Source organism: Mucilaginibacter sp. P1_A3, from assembly GCF_056406855.1.
The window spans coordinates 287,038-311,616 of sequence record NZ_JBFTZJ010000011.1 but is presented as its reverse complement, the minus strand read 5'-3'; the positions used below and the strand labels follow the sequence as shown (position 1 = coordinate 311,616).

Below are 24,579 nucleotides of genomic sequence, written 5' to 3'. Positions count from 1 at the left end.
GCTGAAACAAGTATCCGGCATGACTTTTATATTTTTGCCAATTGTGTCATATACCTTGTATATCAATACTCCGTAGCCCCAATATCAAAAGCAGTCCCATTAGGGCGTTTGATGCCATAATAATCAAAACTTACGCCGTATGATAAAACGTTTGCGCCCTTGTTGATAAGCGGCGATGAGGAGAGCAAATGAAAATCACCGGCATTGTAATTCACAAATTTACAGGTGCTTACATTTGCATTTACATAATTATTGGAGGCTGTAAGCTTAACACTGGTGCTTTTTCTGATGATGGCGAGGCTGGTGTTTGCCTGTATAATAACGTTGTTGATAACGGTATTCATGGGGATGGTTTCGGAATTTAATTTGATACCGCCCAAAACGGAAGCAACGATGGTATTATTAATAAACTGAAAATGTGGACCGGGGGTGTACCTTGAATCGGCGAAAATGCCATAGCTTTTTGAATTGATGATATAGTTATTAAATACCAGGTTATCGCCAAGGCCGAGAACGATAATGCCGTTACCGGGCGCATTCCTGATCTGGTTATTATAACATTTGCCGCCGGTACCTTCCCCTATCTGGATGCCGTTATCCTGGTAGGCCGAAAAAGGACTTATTCCCGGAGTTTTAACTAAGTTACCATAAATTTCGCAGCCGGAAGTTGCGCTGCCCACCTGGATACCTTCGCTGCCGGTAGAGTCGGTAAGGTTTCTGTAGATCTTGGCATTCACCACATCATGAGGTAAAGCCTTACCGCAGGAAATCGATACCCCATCGGCATAAAAAGAATTTCCTATATACAAGCCTTCGCCCCCTGTTTTGTGTACGTAGTTATCGCGGATGATTACATTTTTCATGGTGAAATGACCGCGCCATGTTGCAGGGTCGCACGATGGGTCGGTTTTGGCCATAATACCAGCGAATCCACTGTTACGAACTTCCACATTGGCAATCTCAAAATCTGTGCTCAGGTCATCCATCGTCATCCCGATATTGCCGCCGTTTACATCAAAGCCATACTTAATAGTTGAAACCCCGTTTCCGAGGATCTTAAAATACTGGCAATTTTGTGTTTTAAACCCGTACGAGGCAGTAATAGCTGTAGAAAAAGTTACTTTACCACCTTTGTTAACAACGATAATGGGAGCTGCCGCCGTTCCTTTAAAATTTTTAAGCAGCAGGGCACCCCTTTTCCCTGCGGGGATATACACTATGGTTCCTGCGGCTATCTTAGTGCCATCAACCATCCATTCAGAAGGCTGAACAGTATATGTAGCGATGGCAGTGGCCTGGGTTTGTAAATTGGAGGCTTCGGCACCCTGAGCCGGGCTAAGCGGTTGATCAATTTTATTAATGCTTTTGGTACACATCGCGAAGGATGATAAAACCAGTGCACCGGCTATAATGCGGATCAGGGAGTTTTTATTTGTCATCTATAAATTTCAAGTAGAAGTAAAATATGCCGAATGCAAAGCATCAGCATATTTCGGGTTTTTCTGTTTTTCGGATGATTATACGTTACTTTTAGAATTATGGTTACTAAAATATGTGCAACTGGTTTATGGATTGGTGATTTTAAGGCGTAACCAGACTATCTAAAACCCTATCTTCGCTCATACTTCACAAAACTCTATGGCGTTACGGCAAACGATCTCTTTTTTTGATAAGCTAAGTAAACAGGTGATCAGCATACAGGTTGCCGAGTCGGCACAGCTGCCCCAAAGCGCTGGCTACTGGAATACCGAAACCAACCAGATTTTATTAGGCCCCGAGCGGTTTAGCGAATGGGAAACACTAACCGGTCACCTGGAAAAACAAATAGAATTTATATTCGGCCTGCAAAAAGTGACGAGGCCGTTGGTGGGGTAAAATGGGCGTGATGTATTCAATAAGGTAAAAAGGCTGAATCAGTCAAAAAACTCTGTTAGAATAACATCTTTTATCTGGATGCTTGAGTTGGGATTATCGAGATTAATATCGTCAATCCGAAGTTTAAAATCCTCAGACGCATCTACCAGGAAATAATCAACACATTCAATCCAATCCTGGGAAGTAATTACCCGATCCTTCCGGGCTAAAATTTGTTGAAATCTCAACCCTTTAAAAGTAAAAATTAATCTATGGCTCCCTCCAATTACTTTCGTTTTTAAACTTATTTGTAAATTTTTTATTCCCTTTTTAATTGTATTTTGGGGAATATAGGTTTCTTGTTCCCCATTGATCCAATATTTTTCAAGCCATATTTCATATCTACCTCCAATATTAGCTCGTTCCACATTTAAAATATTGTCTTCGAATGTTAATTTACCTTTCCCTATTTCTTCACTTGGTACATCTTTATCCCCGACTTTAATATAAACGTGACCTTCTCTGCTGGTAAAATCAAACGTTATTCGTTTCCTGTTACAGCTATTGTACAAAATTTGTTCGTTTTGATCAAGTGAGTCGGGAACACGGGGTGAAGTCTCATCCCTGTGCTTAACCTTTGTTAAAGCATATAGATTTTCAATAAATCCGTCTAATTGTGAAATATCATCAAGTTTTATAGGGGTTATCGACTGTGGCCAGTCTTTATTTTGATCAGTAGTAATTATAAAATGCTCACGGGTGGAGTTTGAATAAAGTTTGGAGATATAACCCATAATAGAATTGATATAGGGATCAGTTAAACTAAATCCAATAAAAAGAATTGACCTATCGGAGAAAATTTTTTTCAATTCAAATGTTGAGATTTTTTCCTCTTTCGAGTACAAGTCCTCGTAATCTTTTGGAAAAAAAATATATTTATCCGGTTCATTAATATCACCATGTATCTTAAAAATCGTTTTCGGATAGCCCGCCATTTTACTAACCTTGAAAGTGTTGGTATAGGTTATTTTTTCAAAGCTACTATCGCTTTCTTCTAATAGTTTATCGTAATTGGTAGTAACAATTCTTGAACAAATATTTAGAATTTTTTTATGAACAATGGTAGGCTGGATGGCATCGTAACTCCTGATCTCTTCTTCGAGGATGTCAAATGCGTAATTTCTTAGATGCTCTATTTTTCCAAGAATCTCTATCGGATCAAATAAATTTAATTCATCATTTAAAATATCAATGTATTTTTCAATTCGATCATCCCGCTCTTTAAGTCCTTCCAAAACCTTAATGGTTAATTTTTTCCAATTGGGAAGTCCCGCTTTGACAGATAACCCGGCACCGATAAAAATTACGAGATTATCTTTTTCTATATTTTTTGACAGGCTTGTTGGTATTTTAGGTAAAGACATAGCCAAATATTAGGTGTGAGTTTTTATATAGCTAAAGTTACCATTTGTAAACAAAAAATAGCAGGTTAATAGTTCAATATTAACTATTTAGCCCAAGCCTTGAGCGGTAGTCCAGTGGGTAACCTTTAACCTTTCCCCTTTAACCTTTAACAAAAAACCACATAAAAAGGTCATATTGTTATAATTCCCACTAATAAGTGTAATTGATGTTTATATCATCCTTATAAAAAATTAAATTTGCACCTGCAAACAAACATTCTTTTGGACAGAAAACTGATAATTGGAACAAGAGGTAGCGATTTAGCGCTATGGCAGGCTAATTTTGTTAAAGACAGCCTTGCTGCTTTAAACATAACGGCCGAACTAAAAATCATTAAAACCCAGGGCGACCGCATACTCAACCTCAGCTTTGATAAGCTGGAAGGCAAGGGTTTTTTCACTAAAGAATTAGAAGAAGAATTACTGGCTGGCACTATTGATCTTGCGGTTCACTCGCATAAAGATCTGCCAACTGAAAACCCTCCGGGACTCATAATCGCAGCAGTTTCAGAACGGGAAGACCCCTCTGAACTGTTGTTGATATTGAAAGATTGTGTTGATGTACACCAAAAGCTATCGGTTAAATACGGTGCTACCGTGGGTACATCATCCAACAGGCGTAAGGCCCAGCTGCTGGCTTACCGTCCCGACCTGGAGATAGAGGAGCTGCGCGGCAACGTGCCTACCCGTATTGGCAAACTGCGCGATGAAAAATATGATGCCATTATGCTGGCCAAAGCCGGCGTTAGTCGTTTAGGTATCGACCTGAGCGAGTTTCATGTAGAAGAGCTTACCCCCGCCGAGTTGATCCCTGCACCTGCGCAGGGCGCTTTGGCTATCCAGATCCGCGAAACAGATCATGAACTTTTTGAGGCCCTGCAAGCCCTGCACCACCCGGATGTTGCCGAGGAATTAGCTGTGGAACGTACTGTACTTAAATTATTTGGCGGTGGCTGTCACCTACCCCTGGGCGTTTATTGCCGCAGGGATGAGGGCATGTTCCAGGTATTTACATCTAAAGCCAACGAGGGTGATGAATTTCCCGATCGTTTGTTTGTAGAAGCTGCAACTACCGAAGGTTTGGCTCAAAAAATAGTGGCCAAGTTTGCTAAAGACAGGAAGTTTCCGCTTAAAGTGTTCATATCGAGAGAACTATCTGATCAAAGTTATTTTAAAAAGTCGATGGAAAACCGTGGCATCCAGATAGAAGCCCGTTCCCTGATCCGCACAGTACCGGTGATGACCAAACTCGACTCCTATATATTAAAAAATATCGACTGGGTGTTTTTCTCCAGTAAAAACGCGGTGGAATATTTCTTCCAGCTGAACCCTCAATTCCCTAAAAAGGTAAAGTTTGGCGTTATGGGCAGCGGATCTGAAGAGATGCTGCGCCGTAAAGGTTACTTTACCAACTATGTAGGCGAGGGCACCGATACTGCCGATGTAGCCGAAGAATTTGCCAAACTGGCCAATGGTTCCATTGTACTTTTCCCCGGTGCCGAAAGCCCGATGAGGAGTATCCAGCAGGGTTTATCTGCCGATACAAAGATTATTGATCTGCCGGTTTACGAAACCGTGCTTGAAGAAGATGTGGAAGCCAGCGGCGCTGATGTAATGGTGTTTACCAGTCCATCAAACGTAGAGGCTTATTTTGCCGGTAACCTGCTTGATCCATACCAAAAAGTGGTGGCGATAGGTAAATCAACCGGCAAAAAATTTGATGAAATGGGTGTAAAATACACGCTGCCCTACTCGCCCGATGAAGTTGGGCTGGCAGAAGCAGTGTTTGGATTATAAGACGTTCATTAGTTCACTGGTTCATTTGTTCATTGGTATCGCTTTTAGAAGCCTTGCCAATGCGCCAGGATCCATGAATTAAGGAACAAAAAATCATATAATGCTCGTTGGCTCTTTAGCTCAGTGGTTTATGCAGGATCAGCCTGAAAAGACCAATAAACTAATGAACCAATGAACTAATGAACCAAAAAATGTTACAAAGACCACGTAGAAACCGTAAAAGTGAAGTAATACGCCAAATGGTGCAGGAAACGCATGTTAGCGCGGCTAACCTGATTTTCCCGCTGTTTATTGTTGATGGTACATTCCAGAAAACAGAAGTTGCTTCCATGCCGGGTATATATCGTTATTCTATTGATAATTTGCTGCGCGAGATTGAGAGCTGCCTTAAACTGGGTTTAAATTCGTTTGATCTTTTCCCTAATATCGATGAGTCTTTAAAAGATACCATGGCTACCGAAAGTCACCGCGAAGAAAGTTTGTACCTGCGGGCTATCCGCGAGGTAAAAAAGAACTTTCCGGAGGCTTGCGTAATTACGGATGTAGCGATGGACCCCTACAGCAGCGATGGCCACGATGGTATTGTTAAAAATGGCGAGATCCAGAATGACGAAACGCTGGAAGTATTGGGTAAAATGGCCCTTGCTCATGCGCAATGCGGCGCGGATATTATTGCCCCATCAGATATGATGGACGGTCGTGTAGGATATATTCGCAATGTGTTGGACGAAAACGGTTTTACAAACGTTTCTATCATGTCTTACTCCGCCAAGTATGCAAGCGCGTTTTATGGTCCGTTCAGGGATGCATTAAATTCGGCACCTAAATTTGGCGATAAAAAAACCTACCAGATGAATCCCGCCAACCAGCGCGAAGCATTGATAGAAGCCAATTTAGACGAGCTGGAAGGCGCCGATTTTTTAATGGTAAAACCGGCGCTGCCCTACCTGGATGTAATAAAACTAATAAAAGATAATACCGAACTGCCTGTAGCTGCCTACAACGTAAGCGGCGAATATGCCATGATTAAAGCTGCCATACAACGCGGCTGGCTTAATGAGCAACGTGCCATAACCGAGGTGCTTACCAGCATCCGCAGAGCAGGCGCTACAGCTATTTTGACTTATCATGCCAAGGAAGTTTTGGAGAATAAATGGATTTAATTGAGGTTGAAGGTGAAAGGCAAAAGGCCAAAGGGAAAAGCCAAAAGTGAAAGGTTAAAATAAAAAATTAAATAAGCCCGTCATTGCGAGGCACGATGCAATCCCAAACTATGCAGAGCGGATTTGCAAATTGGGGATTGCTTCGTACCTCGCAATGACGGAAATTTTAAACTTTAGGATTTTAAAAAATTAGAGTTTAGAAATTAGAATTTAGAGTTTAAAAAAGATGTTAGATTCAATAAAAAAGATGTTTTCGGGTGATACTAATGAGCCTGTAAACAGTACCGGTAAACCCGATATCAGCAGGGAAAAATCTGCCGAATTGTATGCGAAAGCCAAAACCTATTTCCCTGGTGGGGTTAACTCACCGGTAAGGGCTTTTAAATCAGTATATGGTACACCCCTGTTTATTCAAAAGGGCGATGGCAGCCATATCTGGGATGCCGATGGTAACGAGTTTATTGATTTTTGCTGTTCATGGGGACCGCTTATCCTTGGTCATAACAATACTAAGGTAAGGGAAAAGGTAATTGAGGTGATGCAACATGGCATGTCTTTCGGTGCACCAACAGCCCTGGAGAATGAACTGGCAGAGCTGATACTGAAGAACAATAAATTTATTGAAAAGATCCGTTTTGTAAGCTCGGGTACCGAGGCTGTTATGTCGGCCATCAGGTTGGCCAGGGGTTATACCAAACGCGATAAGATATTGAAGTTTGAAGGCTGTTATCACGGGCACGTAGATGCGCTGCTGGTTAAAGCAGGCTCGGGCCTGGTAACTTTTGGCGAAACCTCCTCTGCGGGCGTACCAAAAGCCTTTGCCGATGAAACCATCGTAGTGGCATTAAATGATAAAGCTGCATTGACAAAAGCTTTCGAGGACTTTAAAGACCAGATAGCCGCGGTAATTATTGAACCAGTACCGGCTAATAACGGCTTGCTGTTACAGGAAAAAGAATACCTGCAATTTTTACGCGAGCTATGTACCCAAAACGGCACCGTGTTGATATTTGATGAAGTGATATCGGGTTTCCGTGTTGGCTTTGAAGGCGCGGCTGGCTATTACCAGATCAAACCGGATATTATCACCTATGGTAAAATTATAGGTGGTGGCTTGCCTGTAGGCGCTTATGGCGCATCGGCAGCTATCATGAGTAATGTATCGCCAGAAGGTTCAGTTTACCAGGCTGGTACACTATCGGGCAATCCGGTGGCTATGGCGGCGGGTATTGCGCAGTTGAGTGAGCTATTACGCATGGGTTTTTACCGCGACCTTAACAACAAAACTGAAGAATTTACCGAGGCTATACAGCGTTTTGCTACTGCCCGCAATTATAAATTCAAGGTATTTGGCATCGGTTCGATATTCTGGTTTGCTTTTACAGATAAAGAGTATATTCGTAAAGCCGAAGATATTGATGCCTCAAGTATGGAGAAATTTAAAAAGTTTCATCGTGAATTAATTAACCGCGGTATTTACCTCGGTCCATCGGGCTATGAGGTTGGTTTTATATCATCGGCACATACTAAAATTGATTTAGAGAAAACAAAAAGAGCTATTTTTGATAGTCTTGATTTGGTATTTAACGGGAAGTAAGCCGGTGGGCAGTTGGCAGTTCTCAGTTTGCAGCTGGCAGTTCGCAAAAAAAAACAGAACTTCAAACTGCCAACTGAATACTACCAACTGCAAACCGAGAACCGCAAACTGAGAAACTAATAAAACAAAGTAATGAAAAGGACATTTGTAATTTTTTATGCGCTTATCATATATGCCGTTGCCGAGCTGATTTGGTGGGGATATATGTTGGTTTCCCTGCAGCCAAAGCGTACCGGTATGATACTGGGCGAAGGTTGCATGTTTATCACTGTATTTGTAATTGGGGCCTATAACCTGCACAAATCATTTAACCGCCAGCAAAAGCTATCCGAGCAAAAAAAGAACTTTTTGTTATCGGTAACGCACGAATTGAAATCGCCGCTGGCATCTATCAAAATATTACTGCAAACCATTCAGAAACGAAATCTCTCCAAAGAGCAAATACTCGATTTTATTGATAAATCGCTGAATGATGTAGAGCGTTTGGATGATATGGTTGAGAATATGCTGCTGGCATCAAAAATTGATAACCGCTCATATAGTTTTCCAAAAGCCAGTTTTAACCTGTCGGTATTGGTAGATAGCATTGTAAACCGCCTGCAGGTAACCAAGTGCGATTGCAACCAGCAGATCATCGATGCCGAAATTGAACCTAAGATTGAGATCACCGGCGATAAATTCGCGCTTACATCGGTAGTGACCAATTTAATCGAAAATGCGGTTAAATACTCAAGCCCATGCTCGGCCGTTGCAGTAAAACTCTTCTCCAAAGACGATAAAATTTATCTTGAAGTTGCCGATCATGGAATTGGAATAGCAGATGATGAAAAACCCCGTATTTTCGACAAGTTTTACCGTGTAGGAAGTGAAGATACCCGCAATACCAAGGGTACCGGCTTGGGCCTTTATATAGTAAAAGAAGTGCTTGATAAGCACCATGCCAGCATCAGAGTAAAAGACAACCGCCCGGCAGGCAGCGTTTTTGAAGTTGTTTTTGGATTAACCTAAATTATAGTATATGCAAAACAAGAAGAGAATTTTATTAGCCGAAGACGAAGAGCATTTGTTAGAAGCCATCAAACTTAACCTGGAGCTGGAAGGTTATAAAGTTTCTACAGCTAAAAACGGTAAAAAAGCTTTACAGTTATTTAAAGAAGAGCGCTTTAACCTGGTGATATTGGATGTGATGATGCCCGAGATTGACGGCTTTGTTGTGGCTGAAACTATCAGGCTGGAAAATACCGAAGTGCCTATCATGTTTTTAACTGCTAAAAATACCAACGAGGATAAAATTGCCGGTCTTAAAAAAGGTGCCGACGATTATTTAACCAAACCGTTTAACCTGGAAGAATTGATACTAAGGGTAAACAACCTGGTAAAACGCAGCCTGAAAGGTGATGATCTTAAAGAGTTTAACAGCTATAAAATAGGTGAAAAAACCATTCACTTTAACTCGTTTGAACTGGTTAATGAAGATGAATCAATCACCCCGCTTACCAAAAAAGAAACCATGCTGCTTAAGCTTTTAATTGAGCGCAGGAATGACGCGGTATCTCGTGAGCAGATATTGGAAACTGTTTGGAACTATGATGTTTATCCGTCAACACGTACCATTGATAACTTTATCCTTACGTTCCGCAAGTATTTTGAACCAGATCCTAAAAACCCGGTTTATTTTCACTCTATCCGCGGTGTGGGCTATAAATTTACAGATAATCAGCATTAATGTTCAGTAACAGGACACGTATATTCATCGCCTTTATTTTCCTGTTATCGTTGGGTTTACTGCTGTACCTTGGTATTTATGAGTTGGCCGCGGTAGCGGTATTGATGATTATTTTATTAATCTGGGATTACTTTAGGCAAGGCACCCTGGTGGTTGCGGCTAAGTTTTTTCACCATAAGGATTTTGACAGGGCCGAGGCCTTGTTAAAGGAGATGAGCAACCCGCGGTGGCTTAGTAAAAAACGTCGCGGTTATTATGAGTATATCTACGGTGGTATCTGCATTAATAAACAGGATTTTGAAGCCGCCGAAAAGCATTATGAAACAGCGGCACAATATCCGCTACAGTCATTAAATGATCATGTGGCGGCATTGGTTACCGTAGCCAATATTAGTATAAGGCATGGCGACTATGAAAAAGCCAATGCCTACCTGCTACTGGCCGAGCAGCATGATGATAAAATTACAGCCAAGATGAAGGATGTGATCAGCAAGCTTCACAAGGAAATTAAAACAAGAAATAAGGGTTAAGAATCAAGAGTCAAGAATCAAGACTGGAAAATGTATAGCGGATAGGCTCAGGCCATGATCGCTCCTTACAAAAAGTCTTAATTCTTGATTCTTAATTCTTGACTCTCTTCTAAAAAATATGAGAGATTCGTTATTAATAAAGGCAGCTTTTTCCGAGAAAACAGAACGCCCGCCAGTATGGATGATGCGCCAGGCTGGCCGTTTCATGAAAGAATATTGGGATATCAAAAACAAGTATTCCTTTTTGGAAATGTGCAAAACACCAGAGCTTGCTGCTGATGTTACTATGCTGCCCGTTAATTTATTGGGTATTGATGGCGCTATCCTGTTTTCGGATATATTGGTTACAGGCGAAGCCATGGGTGGCGATCTGAGCTTTAACCAGGGTGTTGGCCCTAAGTTTGCCAACCCGGTACGTACTCAAAAAGACATCGATAACCTGCAAACCGATGTGGGCGACAAGCTGCAATATGTGGCCGATGCCATTAAAGTAATTCAGCAACGTTTAAATGGCAGCATCCCGCTTATAGGTTTTGCAGGCGCGCCATTTACCGTGATGAGTTATTTGGTTGAAGGCGGATCATCAAAAGATTTTAAACTTACCAAACTGATGCTGCATAATGAGCCTGCAATGGCCCATCAGCTGTTATCAAAAATTGCCACCGTTACGGCAGATTATCTTAACCTGCAAATTGAAGCCGGTGTAAATGCCGTACAGATCTTCGATAGCTGGGCACAGGCCCTGGCATGGGATGATTATAAAGAATTTAGTCATTATTACATTCAACAGATCATCAGCAAGCTGAACAGGAAAGATATCCCGGTGATATCCTTCTGCAAAGGCAGCTCGGTTTTTGCACCCTTAATGGCCGAAGCCAAACCCGATGTGATCTCGATAGACTGGAACGTTGATCTGCTGGATATTAAAAAGCGTTTACCTGCCGGCATAGCTGTACAGGGCAACCTTGATCCGCATATATTATACGCCGATAAAAAAGTAATTAAAGACCGCATCTACCGCCTGTTCGACCGGATGAAAGACGAGCCCGGCTTCATCTTCAACCTGGGTCATGGCATTATGCCCGATATCCCTTTTGATAATGTAAAGTACGCGGTAGAAATTATAAAGGAATACAGGAATTAAGCCCCCCGACCCCCTAAAGGGGGAGTTATCGTTGGGGTAAAATAAATAATGCAAATCAAAAAGTTCCCCCTTTAGGGGGTTAGGGGGCTCTGCTTCATGTACCAATACGTTCTCGCCATTCATATCATTTTTGTAGTCTGCTGGATGGCGGGGCTGTTTTACATGGTGCGCCTTTTTATTTATCATACCGAAGCGCAGAACAAGCCCGAAGCCGACCGCAGTATCCTATCTGCCCAGTTCGAGATCATGGAGCGCAAGCTATGGTATATCATCGCTACGCCATCTATGTTAATCACCATTATTGCGGGTTTAACCATGGTGTACCTTAAACAAGGTTGGCTACTCATGGCGTGGCTTCAAATTAAATTGGTTTTTGTAGTTGGCTTAGCCGTATACCATCACATTTGCGAAAACAAAATGAAGCAAATGCGCAAGGGCGTATTTAAATGGACTTCAACCCAGTTACGCCTCTGGAATGAACTGGCTACTATATTTCTCTTCGCGATAGTTTTCCTCGCAGTTCTCAAAAACGGAATCAGCTGGATATTTGGCGTTGTGGGGCTGGTGGCTTTCGCGGTAATATTGATGATAGCGGTGAAGATTTATAAGCGGTTTAGGGAGAAGAAAAATTAGAATCAAGGCATTAGAGTTGAGATAAAAGAAACGCTATCGCTTGTCATTCCACCTGCATTTGCTAAAAAACCTTTTTGTCAGCCTGAACGGAGTGAAGGATCTATTCTACGCTATGCTTGTTTGCCCTGTATAGTCTACGAATAGATCTTTCGTTCCTACCCATGGCGTATTGAATTTTGAGGCGTGTCGGCCTGTCAGTCTGAGCCTGTCGAAGACTAGCGCGGAGAGGCCTTTGCCCGCTATCCTTCGACAGGCTCAGGATGACAGCCATTTTTGTTACGTCATTTTCTCCTTTAGAGGCCACAGGATTTTATCAACTCAGGATGACACCTTTTTAACGTCATTTGGCCCGGACGGAACCCCATTTTAAAATCAGCAATAACACAGCTTTTAATCCTTCATCCAAAAGTCCTTGCTCCTTTGTCCAAAAACAATGGCAATGCCTGCGGCCCGGGCTGTACATTCATACTACACCGGCCTTAGCCACAGGGCCGGTATCCATTTCCATCCCTATTGCGAAGAATTGCCCCTACCGTCCGGGTGTCCGTCCGTTTCCGGGTATCACTACATTTGCGGACGGTTGCGGACAACCCTTGTTTACTATATGCAATACCTTGCATGCGGGCACACAAGCCTGGAGGCTTGCGGCAGCGAAAATGCTTGCGGGAGCAGGGAGCTGTTCATTCTTTTTAAGCTTAAAGCTTAATCATCTTGCCATTATACACAACGTTCCCGTTTAAGGCAATTACATAAACATAGATGCCGGGATTAAGATTTACGGGAATAACATTTTGAAGGTTATTGAGTACTTTGGTCATGCTAAGCTTACCACTTGCATCATAAAGTTTAAAATCATAATTGTTAATATCGCCGCTTAAAACGGTGAACTCTGTGTTTACCGGGTTAGGAAAAACGGCAAATTGCCTGCTTTGCAAAACAATGGCCCTCACTAGGTCCGAATAAATAACCTCATTATCTGATGTTGTTAATTTAGCCCGGTAGTATTGAACGTGCTTTGGCGCCGCATCTGTAAACTGGTAGCTAAGCTGGTTGGTTACTATGGGCGTTGTACCTATTGCTGTAAAGGTATTGGCCCCGGTCATTTTTTCCCAGGTGATTGTTTTAAGGTTTAACACACTTCCCAGGCTAAGGTTTAGCAACACTTTATTATCAGCAACGTTTGCCAGCAATGTTTTAACATAACAGCCAACACCTTGCACCGTAGCATCTATGGTATAGCTTTTTAAGCCTTCAAAACCATTCCCTTTAGCGCTTACCGCAAAATATTTTGATGCTTGCTGCTCTGCCGGAATAATGAGCATAGTATCGGTTGTTGCTTTAAGTTGCTGTAACAGGTTATCCTTTATACTGTAAACAACATAGCCTGTATTGCCTTGTTGGGGCAGCCAGTGCAGTAAGGTTCCGGTTGTGCAATTATAACCTACCTTAAGATTTAAGGGTTTTGAAATGTTAAATTCTGCGCTCACCAGTGGTTTACCCTCAATATCCATTTTAAACATGGCAGTGCTAAATATATCCGGAGCTGCCCAGGTATAATTATTGTTTTTGAGATTAACTGTATTGATTGCCCGCCAGGTTAAGCCATGATCATAGCTTACGCTAAGCTTGCCGGTTGTGGTGTTAAATGAGCTTTGCCAGCGCAGGTAATTATCATCAGCTGCAAAAAACTGACTGTTGATGGTGGGATATATCCACTCAAACTTATCGGCTGGAGCTGCCTGGTAAGCAAAATAAAACATTTGCGAACCCGAAGGAACTTTGCTTCCCTTTACATGTATGGTATATGTACCGGCTGCCGGGTTTATAATGGATACTTGTTCGGTATTATTTAATGTGTCCCGCTGCCGTTGCGCTGGCTTTTGCAGGGAGTCAATAGCGGGGTAGGAGCTTAACGTCCAGGGTAAAATAGTTTTCCCATCGGGAGTTGAAACAGATAGGTCGAGATCATTAATCAATGCATTGGGCGCATTGAGCGCCGCAGGCAAATCAGTCCATGCAATTGATACTTTAAGTTCGCGGCAATTTGATGGCACCGTTATACTGATGTCTTTTTGCTGGCCATTAGTTACCGGGCCATTGCCAAAGCGGTTCTCCTTTATGGTACGCAAAGCTTCAAGCGCATTTAGCCTGCCGTAGCCGGTTTTAAAATCAACCGCCGTATTGCCAATATCATCCGCTGCATTAATAAGTACACTCTTAATTAAAGCAGCCGAAGGCAAGCGCCCATATTGTAATTTATAGGCCTGTTGCAATAAGGCAATAGTACCCGATACCAGCGCTGCCGCGCCCGAGGTCCCATCTTCACCATCAGCTACCAGTTCGGGTTTTATACGGCCGTCATAAGCCGGGCCGGCAGAACTCAGGTCCTCCGGTACATTGGTACGACCTGTTCCGCCTATTACAAAAACGTTTTTAGCCTGTTTAAAATCGCCCGATAAATTTGCCGTACCCGCTAAACCGCTATAAACCCCGGTTGATGGCGCCGTTGTACCAACGTTTCCAGACGAAAATACGTGGATGATAGTGTCATTATCTGCTACCTGTTTATCATAGGCTACGGCTTCGGCTCCATAATAGTTTTCTATGCCTGTTCCATAGGAGTGATTTTGCAGACTGATATGAAATGCCTTAAAAATGGCTGTACTATCGGGGAATAAATTGCTAAAGTTTGAAGATGTAAAGCGCACGTGGGGTGCAGCACCGAGTCCTTTTATAAATGAGTTTCCATTACCGCCAACGAGTGTGGCCATAGTGGTGGCATGCCCCGAATTTGTTGCAGATGCCGGAAAAGAATCAAATGATCTTCCAAGCAAATCAAGATCATCATCGTACCTGTCTTCTTTAATACTTACATTTATCCCCTGTCCGTTAATTTCGGGATAATTACTGCCGATAGCATTTATAGCGTTGGCACCCAGGTCAATATCGCTTATTGACAGTTCTTCATGCGCCTGCCGGTTATTATCTGCAAAAATCACATATGGCTGCTGCAATATTTCCTTTAACCTATTTATTGGAATGCTTACTTTAACTCTATTTCCATTTGTGGCTGTTATTTTACCATACTGCGCAACCTGGTTGATAGCGGCAATACTACTTATGGTAATATCAACATCAATCCGCTTATTGCTGTTTGGATGCTTTTGAGAAAACAGAACCAGGTTATCTGATGCTTTCCATAAGGAATTAGCCGGTGCCGCGGCGGCAACATTCCCGCCTGGCTCAACAGGTATAGTTGAGGCTACTATGTAATAGTTATATGAAATTCTTTTAACAATACGACTTCTTTCCAGCCCGGCAACTGCAGGATTTAAGAATTTAACAACATAATATTTAAGCGAATCGGCCGCAGGTATTTTATTTGCCGATGCGTAAAGATCAATAACCATTTTATCGCTGATGGGTTTTTGCGACCAGGAATATTTAAAGCATAAAATTAGAATAACGCAAAACAGGAACTTTTTACCCATGCTTTAATAAATAAAAATAAGGAAGAGCAATGCCCTCCCTTATAGCAGATCATATAGTACAAATGTATGAGCCGGGAAATCGCTTTAAAATTAAATTAAAAACTTTCACCATAGCGATGGGTTTGAAACCCATCGCTATTTGCCAATATGCTATGCCAAACGGTTTTATTTAATAGATTTTTCCGGCGTTTGACCCTTTGAATATTTAAAAAGCGATTTCCCTGGTGTATGAGCTGAGTACTTTTTTAATACAAATAATTTAAAGCAATTTTATCGTTTGGATTAAAAGTACGGTCGGTACCATCAGAGCAAGCCAGCATCCATGACGCCGCATCAGCTTTAGTTGGGGTGCCTGGGATATTAATTGCACCAATACCAGCGCTTCCTTCATTTGATCTGCGTCCGCCGCAGCTAAAAGCGCGGTTCATGTAATCGGTGTGCCTAAAACCAATGCAATGCCCTATTTCGTGCTGCAGAACCGAGGTAAGGTAATTCACATCCGGGTTGGTGCCATAAGCCTGCGCATTGGTATTCATTTGGATTTGGTTGTAAGGATTGCCTGATGATGTAGGAAAACCCGAAGAGCCCAATGTGATATAACCACCGCTTGGTCCTTCGTTAAACCCAATAACCTGGATATTGCCGCCGCTGCTTACTATCTGAAAAGTGATGGTAAGGCCTAAAGCATTGTAGCGGGCAACTGCATTACTGGTAGCCGTTGCGTAAACCGTTGGTAAATTAGAAACAGAGACCGTAATTGTTCTTGGCAGGCTTTTAACCAGGTTTGTGGTTCGGTATTGCTCTGTTTCGGCAATCCTTAAATTAGGGCTGGTGCTGGTTTCAGATAAGTTGGCTGTTGTTAAGAGAATATCGCCCTCAACCAAATAACCACCGTCCCGTTTTTTGACCTCATCAGTACTAAACCCAAGGTTGGCTATGCTTTTTAATACATCGGCCGAAACCTCGTCGCTCTTTGGAGCCGGTTTGCTGTTGTTCTTTGTACAGGAAAAGAACATAGATGCACCAAAAGCTACACCTAAAGCAATTGTTAGTAATACCTTTTTTTTCATGATTTTTTGTGTTAAGTTATTTTCATAAAGTTTCCCTCTTAAAAATCACATTTGGCTGGCCAGCAATTGAGAACGATAACTTTACCAGAAAGCTTCACCTCTCAACATTAATTTATAATTTACAATTTGATTTCTAATTAATTGTAAATTAACTTTAATTTTTCAAAATACAAATGTTGGATAAAAAAATTTATCGGTTTTACAGTTTATCCATAACGATGAAGAATAAACTGTAAAAGTGTAAGGGCACACAAGCCTGGAGGCTGCGGCAGCGAAAAATGCTTGCGGGAAGGGATCCCATTTTAAAATCAGCAATAACACAGCTTTTAATCCTTCGTCCAAAAGTCCTTGCTCTTTGCTCCTCCCGCTGGTGCACGCGTGCCGCGTGTACCCCGCGTTTAGGTTGTAATCATGTTGCGAACGTAATGACGATCAAGAAATTCCAATACGTTTATCTTTAAAGCACTTTCGACTTGTATGGTGGGGTACACGCGGTACGCGTGCACCAGTGTAAGGGCACACAAGCCTGGAGGCTTGCGGCAGCGAAAAATGCTTGCGGGAGCGGGGCGCATTTCCATCCCTATTGCGAAGAATTGCCGCAGCTATCGCAAGGGTCCACTCTTGTGGTCCGCATGCTAAGTATACGCCATATTCCGAGGACAACTGGCTACAATTCAAATTAAAGCGTACCAATAGCCTCTAAAAATACAAAATCCCGGATCAAATAAACATCCGGGATTCGCGTATGCAATACCTTGTATGCGGGCACGCAAGGCAAGAGGTATTAGGGAAAAAATGCTTGTGGGAGTTAGGCAAGGATAGCCTAAATATGAAGCAAGCCCGCTTTTTTTAATGTGCGCTGAAGTTCATAAAATGTCTGTTCGATATTGTCGTCTTTAAAAGATATATATTGTAGTCCTGCAATATTTGTAAACTCTTCGACTTCATTTTGCTTTAATATGATGACTTTTTTAAACCCTAATCTGCCTTGGAATAACCCTGCTTCATGAATGACATTCTGTCTAGCCCTAATTTTCCTGTCATGAGTTTCATCTTCAGCTGTCAAAACCAATATAGCATAAGATGCTCTATCTAAAAACTCTTCTAATACCGATGTTATCGATTCACTTGTATGTGACTCTGACTCAAAAGAAATCGTTTTTAATTTTAAATCATCAAGCAAAAACAGTTGTATCCGAGCCCATAATTTACTTCTCCCATGTCCTATGAAAATTGTCCCATCGCCTATAGATTTTGCTTTGGCAATTGGCTTAACAGAACTGACTTCGTTCGCTAATTCATCATCTGACATATTGGATAACTTAATCGTTAAAACTAAAATTGATTTAACGGTTTCGTCATTACTGCTTGTTTCATGGGGCGGTACATAAAGGTCAGTCCCTGAAGATCGATAGTCTTTAAAAAAAGCTTCTATTTTGTTGGCGTAAATTAAAAGCTCTTTTATATCATTCTTCTTTAAATTGGTAAAATCAAACTCAGACAATCTTTTTGCAAAAATTTGAATTGAAGAGAAAAATAGCAGGTTAGTTTTAATTGACTCCCATAAAGCTTCTGATAGTACTTGTAACTCTTTAATAACCATTTTCTTATCGTTGCTTTATAGATCATCTATTATGTGGGCGCTCTCGCCAACTTGAAATTGCCCATCTACAACTTTTAAGAATGATATTCCTTTGATAAGTATTTCGTAGTCTTTATGGGATAAATAGGCGTTTGCTAGAAGCCCTGAATTAGTTTCAATTGACTCTCTCAATATTTGAATTTTTAATCTTTCGTTTTCTAATTTTTTCCTCAAAAGATCCTCTTCTGCATTTTTAATTTGCAAAGAAATTAGATACGAATTTTGTAAGATATCTGTCGGACTTAATTGCTCGTTGACAATTTCGTTAGGAATTAATTTAGTTAATTCGATAGTTTCTAAATTTTTTTTTGATGCGTCATTAAGATCAGCCTTTATACTTCCTATTGATTCGTTCAAGACATTTTTTAGTGATTCTTTTCCTGCTTGAGTTTTAAAATTTATTTTAACTCTCGCTTTAATTGAACCAATTTTAATATCTTCTAAGAAAATTTCAACTCCCTCAATCTTATTTAAGATCTCGATGAATATGTAGATGAAATCTAATGGCTTGTGTTTGTCCAAGCCACTTGTAGAAAAACTAAAGTCAACGTCCCAACTGTCTATGGTCATCTTTTTTGTATTATCATCCAATAAATTTAATTCAGAAAAAAATATATTATTATGAGAGTAATACATGGAACTATAAGCTGCTTGCTTTAATTCGTCAACGGTGGGGTTTAAAATATTTAAGTTTCTAAGATATTTTGAAGGTGATAGATTGTCGAATTCAATGTTTAGCTCATTTGCTGATTTAATCCAGGAATGGTCAATCAAACTCGATATAGAATCTAAGCTTTTTTCTATTAATTCAAAAGATGGTAAACTGAAATCCGAAATAAGGACAGTCGAGTATGCGCTTAAAATTTCTTTTGATCGAATTAATATTTTACTGCTTATTTCATCTTGCTTTTCCGAAAGATCTTGTAGTTTCCTTTCTAAGTATAGAATTTTCTTTTCGAAATCGTTTGCTAAAAAGCCAATTTCGGTCTGTAATTTTACGCGTTCATATGCAGACATAAGTTTATCAAAAGGATTTTCTTCTCCTTTATCGAGCATATCGAGGTCGATAGTAGCTTGCATTTTGTGATTAAGGTTAATATTATGGTCTATTGCTCAAATATATAATAAATAACATCTGTTAGCGATTTATGATCGTAAAAAAATACCGTTACTAGAATCCCCCCCGCTAATTTACCTCCTTCATAATGTAAGTAATCTGTTAGCTTAAAGTCAGCTATCCCAGTAGGCCCCATCGCTGGTGCACGCGTGCCGCGTGTACTCCTACATGCAAATCACGATGCTATTATAAAGCACAAAAGTTCAATTTTACCGCACATCCTCGCGTTAGGGGTTGCAGCGGATACCGGCCAATGTGGCTAAGGCCTTGTGTGCGTATGAGCGTAAAACCCGGCCCGCAGGGAACGCCCTTGTTAATAGCAAGTAATTAGTATCAAGTAGCAAGACACAATTAGGTGATGCGAAGCAGTGCATATTGCATGCGGTTTACCTGTCCTGTGGGGTGCCGATCCGCTGGCCGGCGGATCGGCATGTCTTTAGGGGGGAGTAGGGCATAGTACAAAACAAAAAGCCTCCTTGAGTTTTTGGCTTCGGGAGGCTTTTATAGTTGTGAGGTAATGGTTAACCTGCAAATTCGCTCTGTATCGGCGGGGATTATTAATGTTGTGTTTTTATTTTTATAGGTATTAATGAGCTCCCTCCGGTCGGTTATCTTCGTTCCTCGCAATGACGGTTGGGGGGAGCATGGCGGTTATGCATGGTGCAGAGGCCTTTGCCCGCGTGCTTCGACAGGCTCAGCATGACCGGCCCTTTTTACCCTTCGCCTTTTACCTTTCATCCTTTCGCCTTTCTCCTTTCACCCTTCACCTTTACCCTTTCACCTTTCTCCTTTCACCTTTTCACCTTTCATCCTTTCACCCTTCACCTTTCTCCTTTCACCTTTCCCCCTTACACCAGATACTCAAACAGCGTTTGATCTTTATTCAGCTCAATTACATTGAAGCGGTGGGCTGCCATGCGTTGTAACAGGGCGGGGTAATCATCTGCGGTTTTTAGTTCGATACCTACCAGGGCGGGGCCGTTTTCTTTCTCGGTTTTTTTGATGAACTCAAACCGGGTAATATCATCATGCGGACCTAATACGTTGTTCACAAACAGCTTTAAAGCTCCTGGTCGTTGCGGAAAGCGGACGATGAAATAGTGTTTAAGGCCTTCGTACAACAGTGATTTCTCTTTAATCTCCTGCATGCGGGCAATATCATTGTTACCACCGCTGATCACACACACTACTCTTTTGCCTTTGATCTTATCCTTGCAGGCATCAAGCACGGCTACAGATAATGCGCCTGCGGGCTCAACCACAATGGCGTCTTCGTTGTATAGCTTTAATATGGTGGTACAAACTTTACCTTCGGGTACCAGCAGCATATCGTCAAGTACTTCCTGGCAAAGGTTATAGGTTAGGCTGCCTACGCGTTTTACCGCAGCGCCATCTACAAAACGGTTAATCTCGGGCAGGGTAATGGGGCCGCCATGTGCAAATGCTTCCAGCATGGAGGGCGCTCCTTCGGGTTCAACACCGGCAAGGTAAATGCCGGGTACGTGTTGTTTGAGGTAGCTGCCTGTTCCGGCTGCTAAGCCGCCGCCACCTATGGGCATAATAATGGCTTCTACATTGGGCAGGTCCTGCAATATCTCTACACCAACGGTGCCCTGGCCTTCAATAATGCGGTAATTATCAAAGGGAGGGATAAACGTCATCTTGTGGGCTTCGGTATATATTAAAGCCTCACGCAGGCAATCATCAAAGGTATCGCCGGTTAAAATAATTTCGATATTACCCTTGCCATGCATTTCGGTTTGGGTAACTTTTTGTTTCGGGGTAATCTCTGGCATAAAAATTACACCTTTGGTACCCAGTCGGCTACAGCTAAAGGCCACGCCCTGCGCGTGGTTACCGGCACTGGCGCAAACTACGCCGCGGCTCAGCTCTTCCTCGTTTAACTGGCTGATCATGTTGTAAGCGCCGCGCAGTTTGTACGATCGTACAATTTGCAGATCCTCGCGCTTTAAATATATCTCGCACTCGTATTTTGCCGATAGGCCCGCGTTATACTCCAGCGGTGTGCGCTTAACAACCCCTTTCAATCGTTCGTAAGCCGAATCGAAATCAAGCTGGTTTTTAGTTTCAGTTTCCATTATTAATTTTTTACCAGCCTGTGGCTCATTAAAGCCTGCAGGTCGAGGTCATTGATATCAAGCTTGACATCGGCAAGCGTTAAAAATTTACTGTATACGTTGGCCAGTTCTTCTTTATCTAAAACAAAACCCAATCGTTCCAAATGGAACTTCAGAGCATGCCTGCCGCTGCGCGCGGTTAGCACTATTGTGGCGCTCGGAAAGCCTACATCTTCAGGGCGAATAATTTCATAGTTCTCGCGCATTTTCAGGAAACCATCCTGGTGAATGCCAGAGCTGTGTGCAAATGCATTGGCGCCTACAATAGCTTTATTGGGTTGCACCGGCATCCGCATCTGCGTACTGATCATGTGGCTCAGCTCGAAGAATTTTTTTGCATCGATATTGGTATGTAAGCCCAAAACCTGGTGCACCTTCAAAATCATGACGACTTCTTCAATAGCGGTATTACCTGCACGTTCGCCAATACCGTTGATGGTACCTTCAATTTGGCGGGCACCGTTTTGCAGGCCGGCTATAGAGTTGGCGGTTGCCAAACCTAAATCATTATGGCAATGTACCGAGATGATGGCTTTATCAATATTTTTAACGTTCTCTTTCAGGAAACGGATCTTGCTGCCATACTGATCTGGCAGGCAATAACCATTGGTATCCGGGATATTAACCACGGTGGCACCGGCAGCAATAACGGCCTCGACCATTTGCGCTAAAAACACCACATCGGCACGACCTGCATCCTCGGCATAAAACTCAATATCTTCAACCGCGCGTTTGGCATATTTTACAGCTTCAACCGCACGCTCCAGGATCTCCTCGCGGGTGCTGTTGAATTTATGCTTGATGTGCATATCTGATGAACCAATCCCCGTATGGATGCGTGGGTGTTTGGCATATTTTAATGACTCGATAGCGGCATCAATATCACCTTTGTTGGCGCGGGTTAGGGCGCAAACCGTAGGGTTTTTTACTGCTTTCGAAATCTCGACAACACTCTGAAAATCTCCCGGACTTGAAACCGGGAAACCGGCTTCAATAATATCCACGCCCAGTAATTCCAGTTCTTTTGCTATCTCAATCTTTTCGGGTGTGGTTAACTGGCATCCTGGTACCTGCTCGCCGTCGCGAAGCGTGGTATCAAAAACATAAACGCGGTTGGGATCGTGTAACATATCTTTTTATTTTAGTAGCAGGTAGTTATTGTTAGTACATAGTAGCAAGTATCAATTATCGTGATCTTTGCTTTGTATGTGTATATAACTACCGTTGTGTGTTTAATTAATCTATAAATATCGTTAATTCAAGCATCAATTAAAAGTCTTGATACCTGATACTAACTACTAATATTATTCTTTAACCGCCACAAACCTCAATCGTTTATAATCAGCGTACCATTGGCCGCCTTCGTTATAATAAGGTTCAAGCTTGTCGGTTATTTCTTTTAGTATTTGTTCTTTTTCGTCTTCGGCAATGCCTTCCAGAAATTGTGCGCCAAACATGGTTACCCATTTAGCTACACCCTGGTCGCCATCCTGAAGCGGTGTTTTACGATCATAATGCGCCGCGAACGTTACCCTGAAGCCATGCTCTTCCAGCATTTTAGCATATTCGCCGGTAGAAGGGAAGAACCACACTTTGGTATCTGCCTGTATGTGGTAGCCATGGTTATGCAATACCAATTGTGTTGCTTCAACCAGTTTTGCCACGTTGCCTTTGCCACCCATTTCGGCAACAAAACGACCGCCATGTTTAAGCACATTGTATACACTGCGCATCATACCATTTTGATCTTTTACCCAATGCAGGGCCGCGTTTGAGAACACAGCATCGTATTTATCATCGGCAAAAAAGTCGGCAGCATCCTCAACCGCGAAATCAACATCAGGGTATTTTTCTTTGGCCTGTTGAATCATATCGGGCGATAGGTCTGTACCTTTAACTATGGCGCCTTTATCCTGTATTTGCTTGGTTAAATGACCTGTACCGCAGCCCAGGTCGAGGATATGCTCACCAGGTTTAACATTCAAAAATTCCAATACATCTTCTCCGTATTCAAATACGAAGGCATGTTTCTGGTCGTATAAATCAGCGTTCCACTTCATGTTATTAGTCATTGTGTTATTGGTCATTAAGTCATTTGCCAGGCAGGGTTTTAACCTTTCGCCTTTGACTTTTTGCCTTTAACCTATAAGTACTCCAGCACTTTTTGCCCCATGGCTTTGGTGCCTAAAATTTTAGCTTTATCGGTATTGGCATCAGCAATATCGCCGGTGCGGTAACCTTCTTTCAACGTTTTATCAATGGCGGTTGTAATTAGTTTTGCTTCTTCTTTTAAGCCGAAACTAATCTCTAACATCAAAGCTACTGATAATATAGATGCCAGTGGATTGGCCTTATCCATACCTGCAATATCATGTGCCGAACCGTGGATAGGTTCGAAGAAACCCGTGCCATCGCCAATTGATGCCGATGCCAGCATCCCCATTGAACCTGCAATCTGCGATGCTTCGTCAGTTAAAATATCGCCAAAAAGGTTGGCAGTTAATACCACATCAAACTTTTTAGGATTTTTAACCAGTTGCATGGCTGCATTATCAATAAACATGTGCTCGGTTTCCACTTCTGGGTAGTTTTTGGCCATTTCCTGAACCACCTCGCGCCAAAGGCGTGAAGACTCCAGCACGTTGGCTTTATCAACAGAACATAATCTTTTACCACGTACCATTGCAGCTTCATATGCTTTTATAGCGATACGCTCAACTTCGTAACGGGAATAGATCATCAGGTCGGATGCGGTGTTGCGGTCCTCGCTGCGTTTTTTCTCGCCAAAGTAAACATCACCGGTAAGCTCCCGGAAGAAAAGAATGTCGGTTCCTTTCAAAATTTCCGGTTTCAGGCTTGAAGCATCCAGCAGCTCATCAAATAACATGATGGGGCGAAGGTTGGCATACAAACCCAGTTCTTTACGTATCTTCAATAATCCCTGCTCCGGACGCACCTTTGCAGATGGATCATTATCATATTTGATATGACCAATGGCGCCAAACAGTATGGCATCACTGGCTTTTGCTTTTGCTAACGTTTCATCGGGCAGGGGATTGCCTGTAGCTTCGATACCCGCATGGCCCATCAGGGCTTCATCAAAGGTAAACTCATGGCCAAAATCCTGACCAATTTTTTCTAAAACCGCTTTACCCCAGGTGGTAACCTCGGGGCCTATCCCGTCGCCGGGTATTACTAAAATATGTTTCTTCAT

Annotated in this window: 19 protein-coding genes; 9 read left to right on the top strand and 10 right to left on the bottom strand. The window is 42.1% G+C overall.

Annotation, left to right across the window (positions count from 1 at the left end):
• Positions 1–62: 62 nt before the first annotated feature.
• The gene (locus AC1D0K_RS24000; protein ID WP_477398441.1) at positions 63–1,439 is read right to left on the bottom strand and encodes a right-handed parallel beta-helix repeat-containing protein; all 1,377 of its coding nucleotides are present in this window, start codon (positions 1,437–1,439) and stop codon (positions 63–65) included.
• 199 nt (positions 1,440–1,638) lie between these two features.
• Between AC1D0K_RS24000 and AC1D0K_RS23995 the strand changes: the two genes are divergently transcribed.
• A complete protein-coding gene (locus AC1D0K_RS23995; protein WP_295714340.1) occupies positions 1,639–1,875 on the top strand; it encodes a hypothetical protein in 237 nt (78 codons plus the stop codon).
• Between the two features lie 38 nt (positions 1,876–1,913).
• On the opposite strand, the gene AC1D0K_RS23990 is transcribed toward AC1D0K_RS23995, so the two are convergent.
• Positions 1,914–3,278, bottom strand: coding sequence for an SIR2 family protein (locus AC1D0K_RS23990; protein ID WP_477441710.1), 1,365 nt, complete (start codon positions 3,276–3,278; stop codon positions 1,914–1,916).
• 261 nt (positions 3,279–3,539) lie between these two features.
• On the opposite strand from AC1D0K_RS23990, the gene hemC reads away from it, so the two are divergent.
• The 8 genes from hemC to AC1D0K_RS23950 all read left to right on the top strand — a co-directional run bounded on the left by hemC (position 3,540) and on the right by AC1D0K_RS23950 (position 11,907).
• Positions 3,540–5,114 (top strand): hydroxymethylbilane synthase, encoded by a 1,575-nt coding sequence (gene hemC / locus AC1D0K_RS23985; RefSeq protein ID WP_295714336.1) that lies wholly within the window; start codon positions 3,540–3,542, stop codon positions 5,112–5,114.
• Positions 5,115–5,305: 191 nt separating this feature from the next.
• Positions 5,306–6,277, top strand: coding sequence for a porphobilinogen synthase (hemB, locus tag AC1D0K_RS23980; RefSeq protein ID WP_477397836.1), 972 nt, complete (start codon positions 5,306–5,308; stop codon positions 6,275–6,277).
• A gap of 226 nt (positions 6,278–6,503) precedes the next feature.
• Positions 6,504–7,874, top strand: coding sequence for a glutamate-1-semialdehyde 2,1-aminomutase (gene hemL, locus AC1D0K_RS23975; RefSeq protein WP_295714330.1), 1,371 nt, complete (start codon positions 6,504–6,506; stop codon positions 7,872–7,874).
• 132 nt (positions 7,875–8,006) lie between these two features.
• The gene (locus AC1D0K_RS23970) at positions 8,007–8,882 is read left to right on the top strand and encodes a sensor histidine kinase (protein WP_477397838.1); all 876 of its coding nucleotides are present in this window, start codon (positions 8,007–8,009) and stop codon (positions 8,880–8,882) included.
• 10 nt (positions 8,883–8,892) lie between these two features.
• Complete coding sequence (locus AC1D0K_RS23965; RefSeq protein ID WP_295714324.1) at positions 8,893–9,600, top strand: response regulator transcription factor; 708 nt, start codon at positions 8,893–8,895, stop codon at positions 9,598–9,600.
• Positions 9,600–10,130 (top strand): tetratricopeptide repeat protein, encoded by a 531-nt coding sequence (locus AC1D0K_RS23960; RefSeq protein WP_477397841.1) that lies wholly within the window; start codon positions 9,600–9,602, stop codon positions 10,128–10,130. The genes AC1D0K_RS23965 and AC1D0K_RS23960 overlap by 1 nt, the downstream gene beginning before the upstream one ends.
• A gap of 118 nt (positions 10,131–10,248) precedes the next feature.
• Entirely contained in the window at positions 10,249–11,274 is a 1,026-nt protein-coding gene (hemE, locus tag AC1D0K_RS23955; RefSeq protein WP_295714318.1) for a uroporphyrinogen decarboxylase, read from the top strand.
• A 96-nt stretch (positions 11,275–11,370) separates the two neighbouring features.
• Positions 11,371–11,907 (top strand): CopD family protein, encoded by a 537-nt coding sequence (locus AC1D0K_RS23950; RefSeq protein ID WP_477397843.1) that lies wholly within the window; start codon positions 11,371–11,373, stop codon positions 11,905–11,907.
• 695 nt (positions 11,908–12,602) lie between these two features.
• On the opposite strand, the gene AC1D0K_RS23945 is transcribed toward AC1D0K_RS23950, so the two are convergent.
• From AC1D0K_RS23945 to leuB, 8 genes are all read right to left on the bottom strand, one after another.
• Complete coding sequence (locus tag AC1D0K_RS23945) at positions 12,603–15,398, bottom strand: S8 family peptidase (protein WP_477397845.1); 2,796 nt, start codon at positions 15,396–15,398, stop codon at positions 12,603–12,605.
• A gap of 245 nt (positions 15,399–15,643) precedes the next feature.
• On the bottom strand, positions 15,644–16,468 hold the full coding sequence (locus AC1D0K_RS23940; RefSeq protein WP_477397847.1) for a M57 family metalloprotease: 825 nt from the start codon (positions 16,466–16,468) through the stop codon (positions 15,644–15,646).
• 823 nt (positions 16,469–17,291) lie between these two features.
• Entirely contained in the window at positions 17,292–18,071 is a 780-nt protein-coding gene (locus AC1D0K_RS23935; RefSeq protein WP_477397849.1) for a TIR domain-containing protein, read from the bottom strand.
• Between the two features lie 15 nt (positions 18,072–18,086).
• Positions 18,087–19,190, bottom strand: coding sequence for a hypothetical protein (locus AC1D0K_RS23930; RefSeq protein ID WP_477397851.1), 1,104 nt, complete (start codon positions 19,188–19,190; stop codon positions 18,087–18,089).
• Between the two features lie 885 nt (positions 19,191–20,075).
• A complete protein-coding gene (gene ilvA / locus AC1D0K_RS23925) occupies positions 20,076–21,326 on the bottom strand; it encodes a threonine ammonia-lyase IlvA (RefSeq protein WP_477398269.1) in 1,251 nt (416 codons plus the stop codon).
• A 2-nt stretch (positions 21,327–21,328) separates the two neighbouring features.
• Positions 21,329–22,495, bottom strand: coding sequence for a 2-isopropylmalate synthase (locus tag AC1D0K_RS23920; RefSeq protein WP_477398271.1), 1,167 nt, complete (start codon positions 22,493–22,495; stop codon positions 21,329–21,331).
• Between the two features lie 174 nt (positions 22,496–22,669).
• Positions 22,670–23,425, bottom strand: a complete 756-nt coding sequence (locus AC1D0K_RS23915) for a class I SAM-dependent methyltransferase (protein ID WP_477398273.1) — start codon at positions 23,423–23,425, stop codon at positions 22,670–22,672.
• An 83-nt stretch (positions 23,426–23,508) separates the two neighbouring features.
• Positions 23,509–24,579, bottom strand: coding sequence for a 3-isopropylmalate dehydrogenase (gene leuB, locus AC1D0K_RS23910; protein WP_477398275.1), 1,071 nt, complete (start codon positions 24,577–24,579; stop codon positions 23,509–23,511).

Bases quoted from the DNA above. Each gene is read 5' to 3' on its own strand.
- AC1D0K_RS23965 (WP_295714324.1), top strand. From the start codon at position 8,893: ATGCAAAACAAGAAGAGAATTTTATTAGCCGAAGACGAAGAGCATTTG.
- AC1D0K_RS23915 (WP_477398273.1), bottom strand. From the start codon at position 23,425: ATGAAGTGGAACGCTGATTTATACGACCAGAAACATGCCTTCGTATTT.
- AC1D0K_RS23945 (WP_477397845.1), bottom strand. From the start codon at position 15,398: ATGGGTAAAAAGTTCCTGTTTTGCGTTATTCTAATTTTATGCTTTAAA.
- AC1D0K_RS23970 (WP_477397838.1), top strand. From the start codon at position 8,007: ATGAAAAGGACATTTGTAATTTTTTATGCGCTTATCATATATGCCGTT.
- AC1D0K_RS23990 (WP_477441710.1), bottom strand. From the start codon at position 3,278: ATGTCTTTACCTAAAATACCAACAAGCCTGTCAAAAAATATAGAAAAA.
- hemB (WP_477397836.1), top strand. From the start codon at position 5,306: ATGTTACAAAGACCACGTAGAAACCGTAAAAGTGAAGTAATACGCCAA.
- AC1D0K_RS23950 (WP_477397843.1), top strand. From the start codon at position 11,371: ATGTACCAATACGTTCTCGCCATTCATATCATTTTTGTAGTCTGCTGG.
- AC1D0K_RS23935 (WP_477397849.1), bottom strand. From the start codon at position 18,071: ATGGTTATTAAAGAGTTACAAGTACTATCAGAAGCTTTATGGGAGTCA.
- AC1D0K_RS24000 (WP_477398441.1), bottom strand. From the start codon at position 1,439: ATGACAAATAAAAACTCCCTGATCCGCATTATAGCCGGTGCACTGGTT.
- ilvA (WP_477398269.1), bottom strand. From the start codon at position 21,326: ATGGAAACTGAAACTAAAAACCAGCTTGATTTCGATTCGGCTTACGAA.
- AC1D0K_RS23930 (WP_477397851.1), bottom strand. From the start codon at position 19,190: ATGCAAGCTACTATCGACCTCGATATGCTCGATAAAGGAGAAGAAAAT.
- AC1D0K_RS23960 (WP_477397841.1), top strand. From the start codon at position 9,600: ATGTTCAGTAACAGGACACGTATATTCATCGCCTTTATTTTCCTGTTA.
- leuB (WP_477398275.1), bottom strand. From the start codon at position 24,579: ATGAAGAAACATATTTTAGTAATACCCGGCGACGGGATAGGCCCCGAG.
- AC1D0K_RS23995 (WP_295714340.1), top strand. From the start codon at position 1,639: ATGGCGTTACGGCAAACGATCTCTTTTTTTGATAAGCTAAGTAAACAG.
- AC1D0K_RS23920 (WP_477398271.1), bottom strand. From the start codon at position 22,495: ATGTTACACGATCCCAACCGCGTTTATGTTTTTGATACCACGCTTCGC.
- hemL (WP_295714330.1), top strand. From the start codon at position 6,504: ATGTTAGATTCAATAAAAAAGATGTTTTCGGGTGATACTAATGAGCCT.
- hemE (WP_295714318.1), top strand. From the start codon at position 10,249: ATGAGAGATTCGTTATTAATAAAGGCAGCTTTTTCCGAGAAAACAGAA.
- AC1D0K_RS23940 (WP_477397847.1), bottom strand. From the start codon at position 16,468: ATGAAAAAAAAGGTATTACTAACAATTGCTTTAGGTGTAGCTTTTGGT.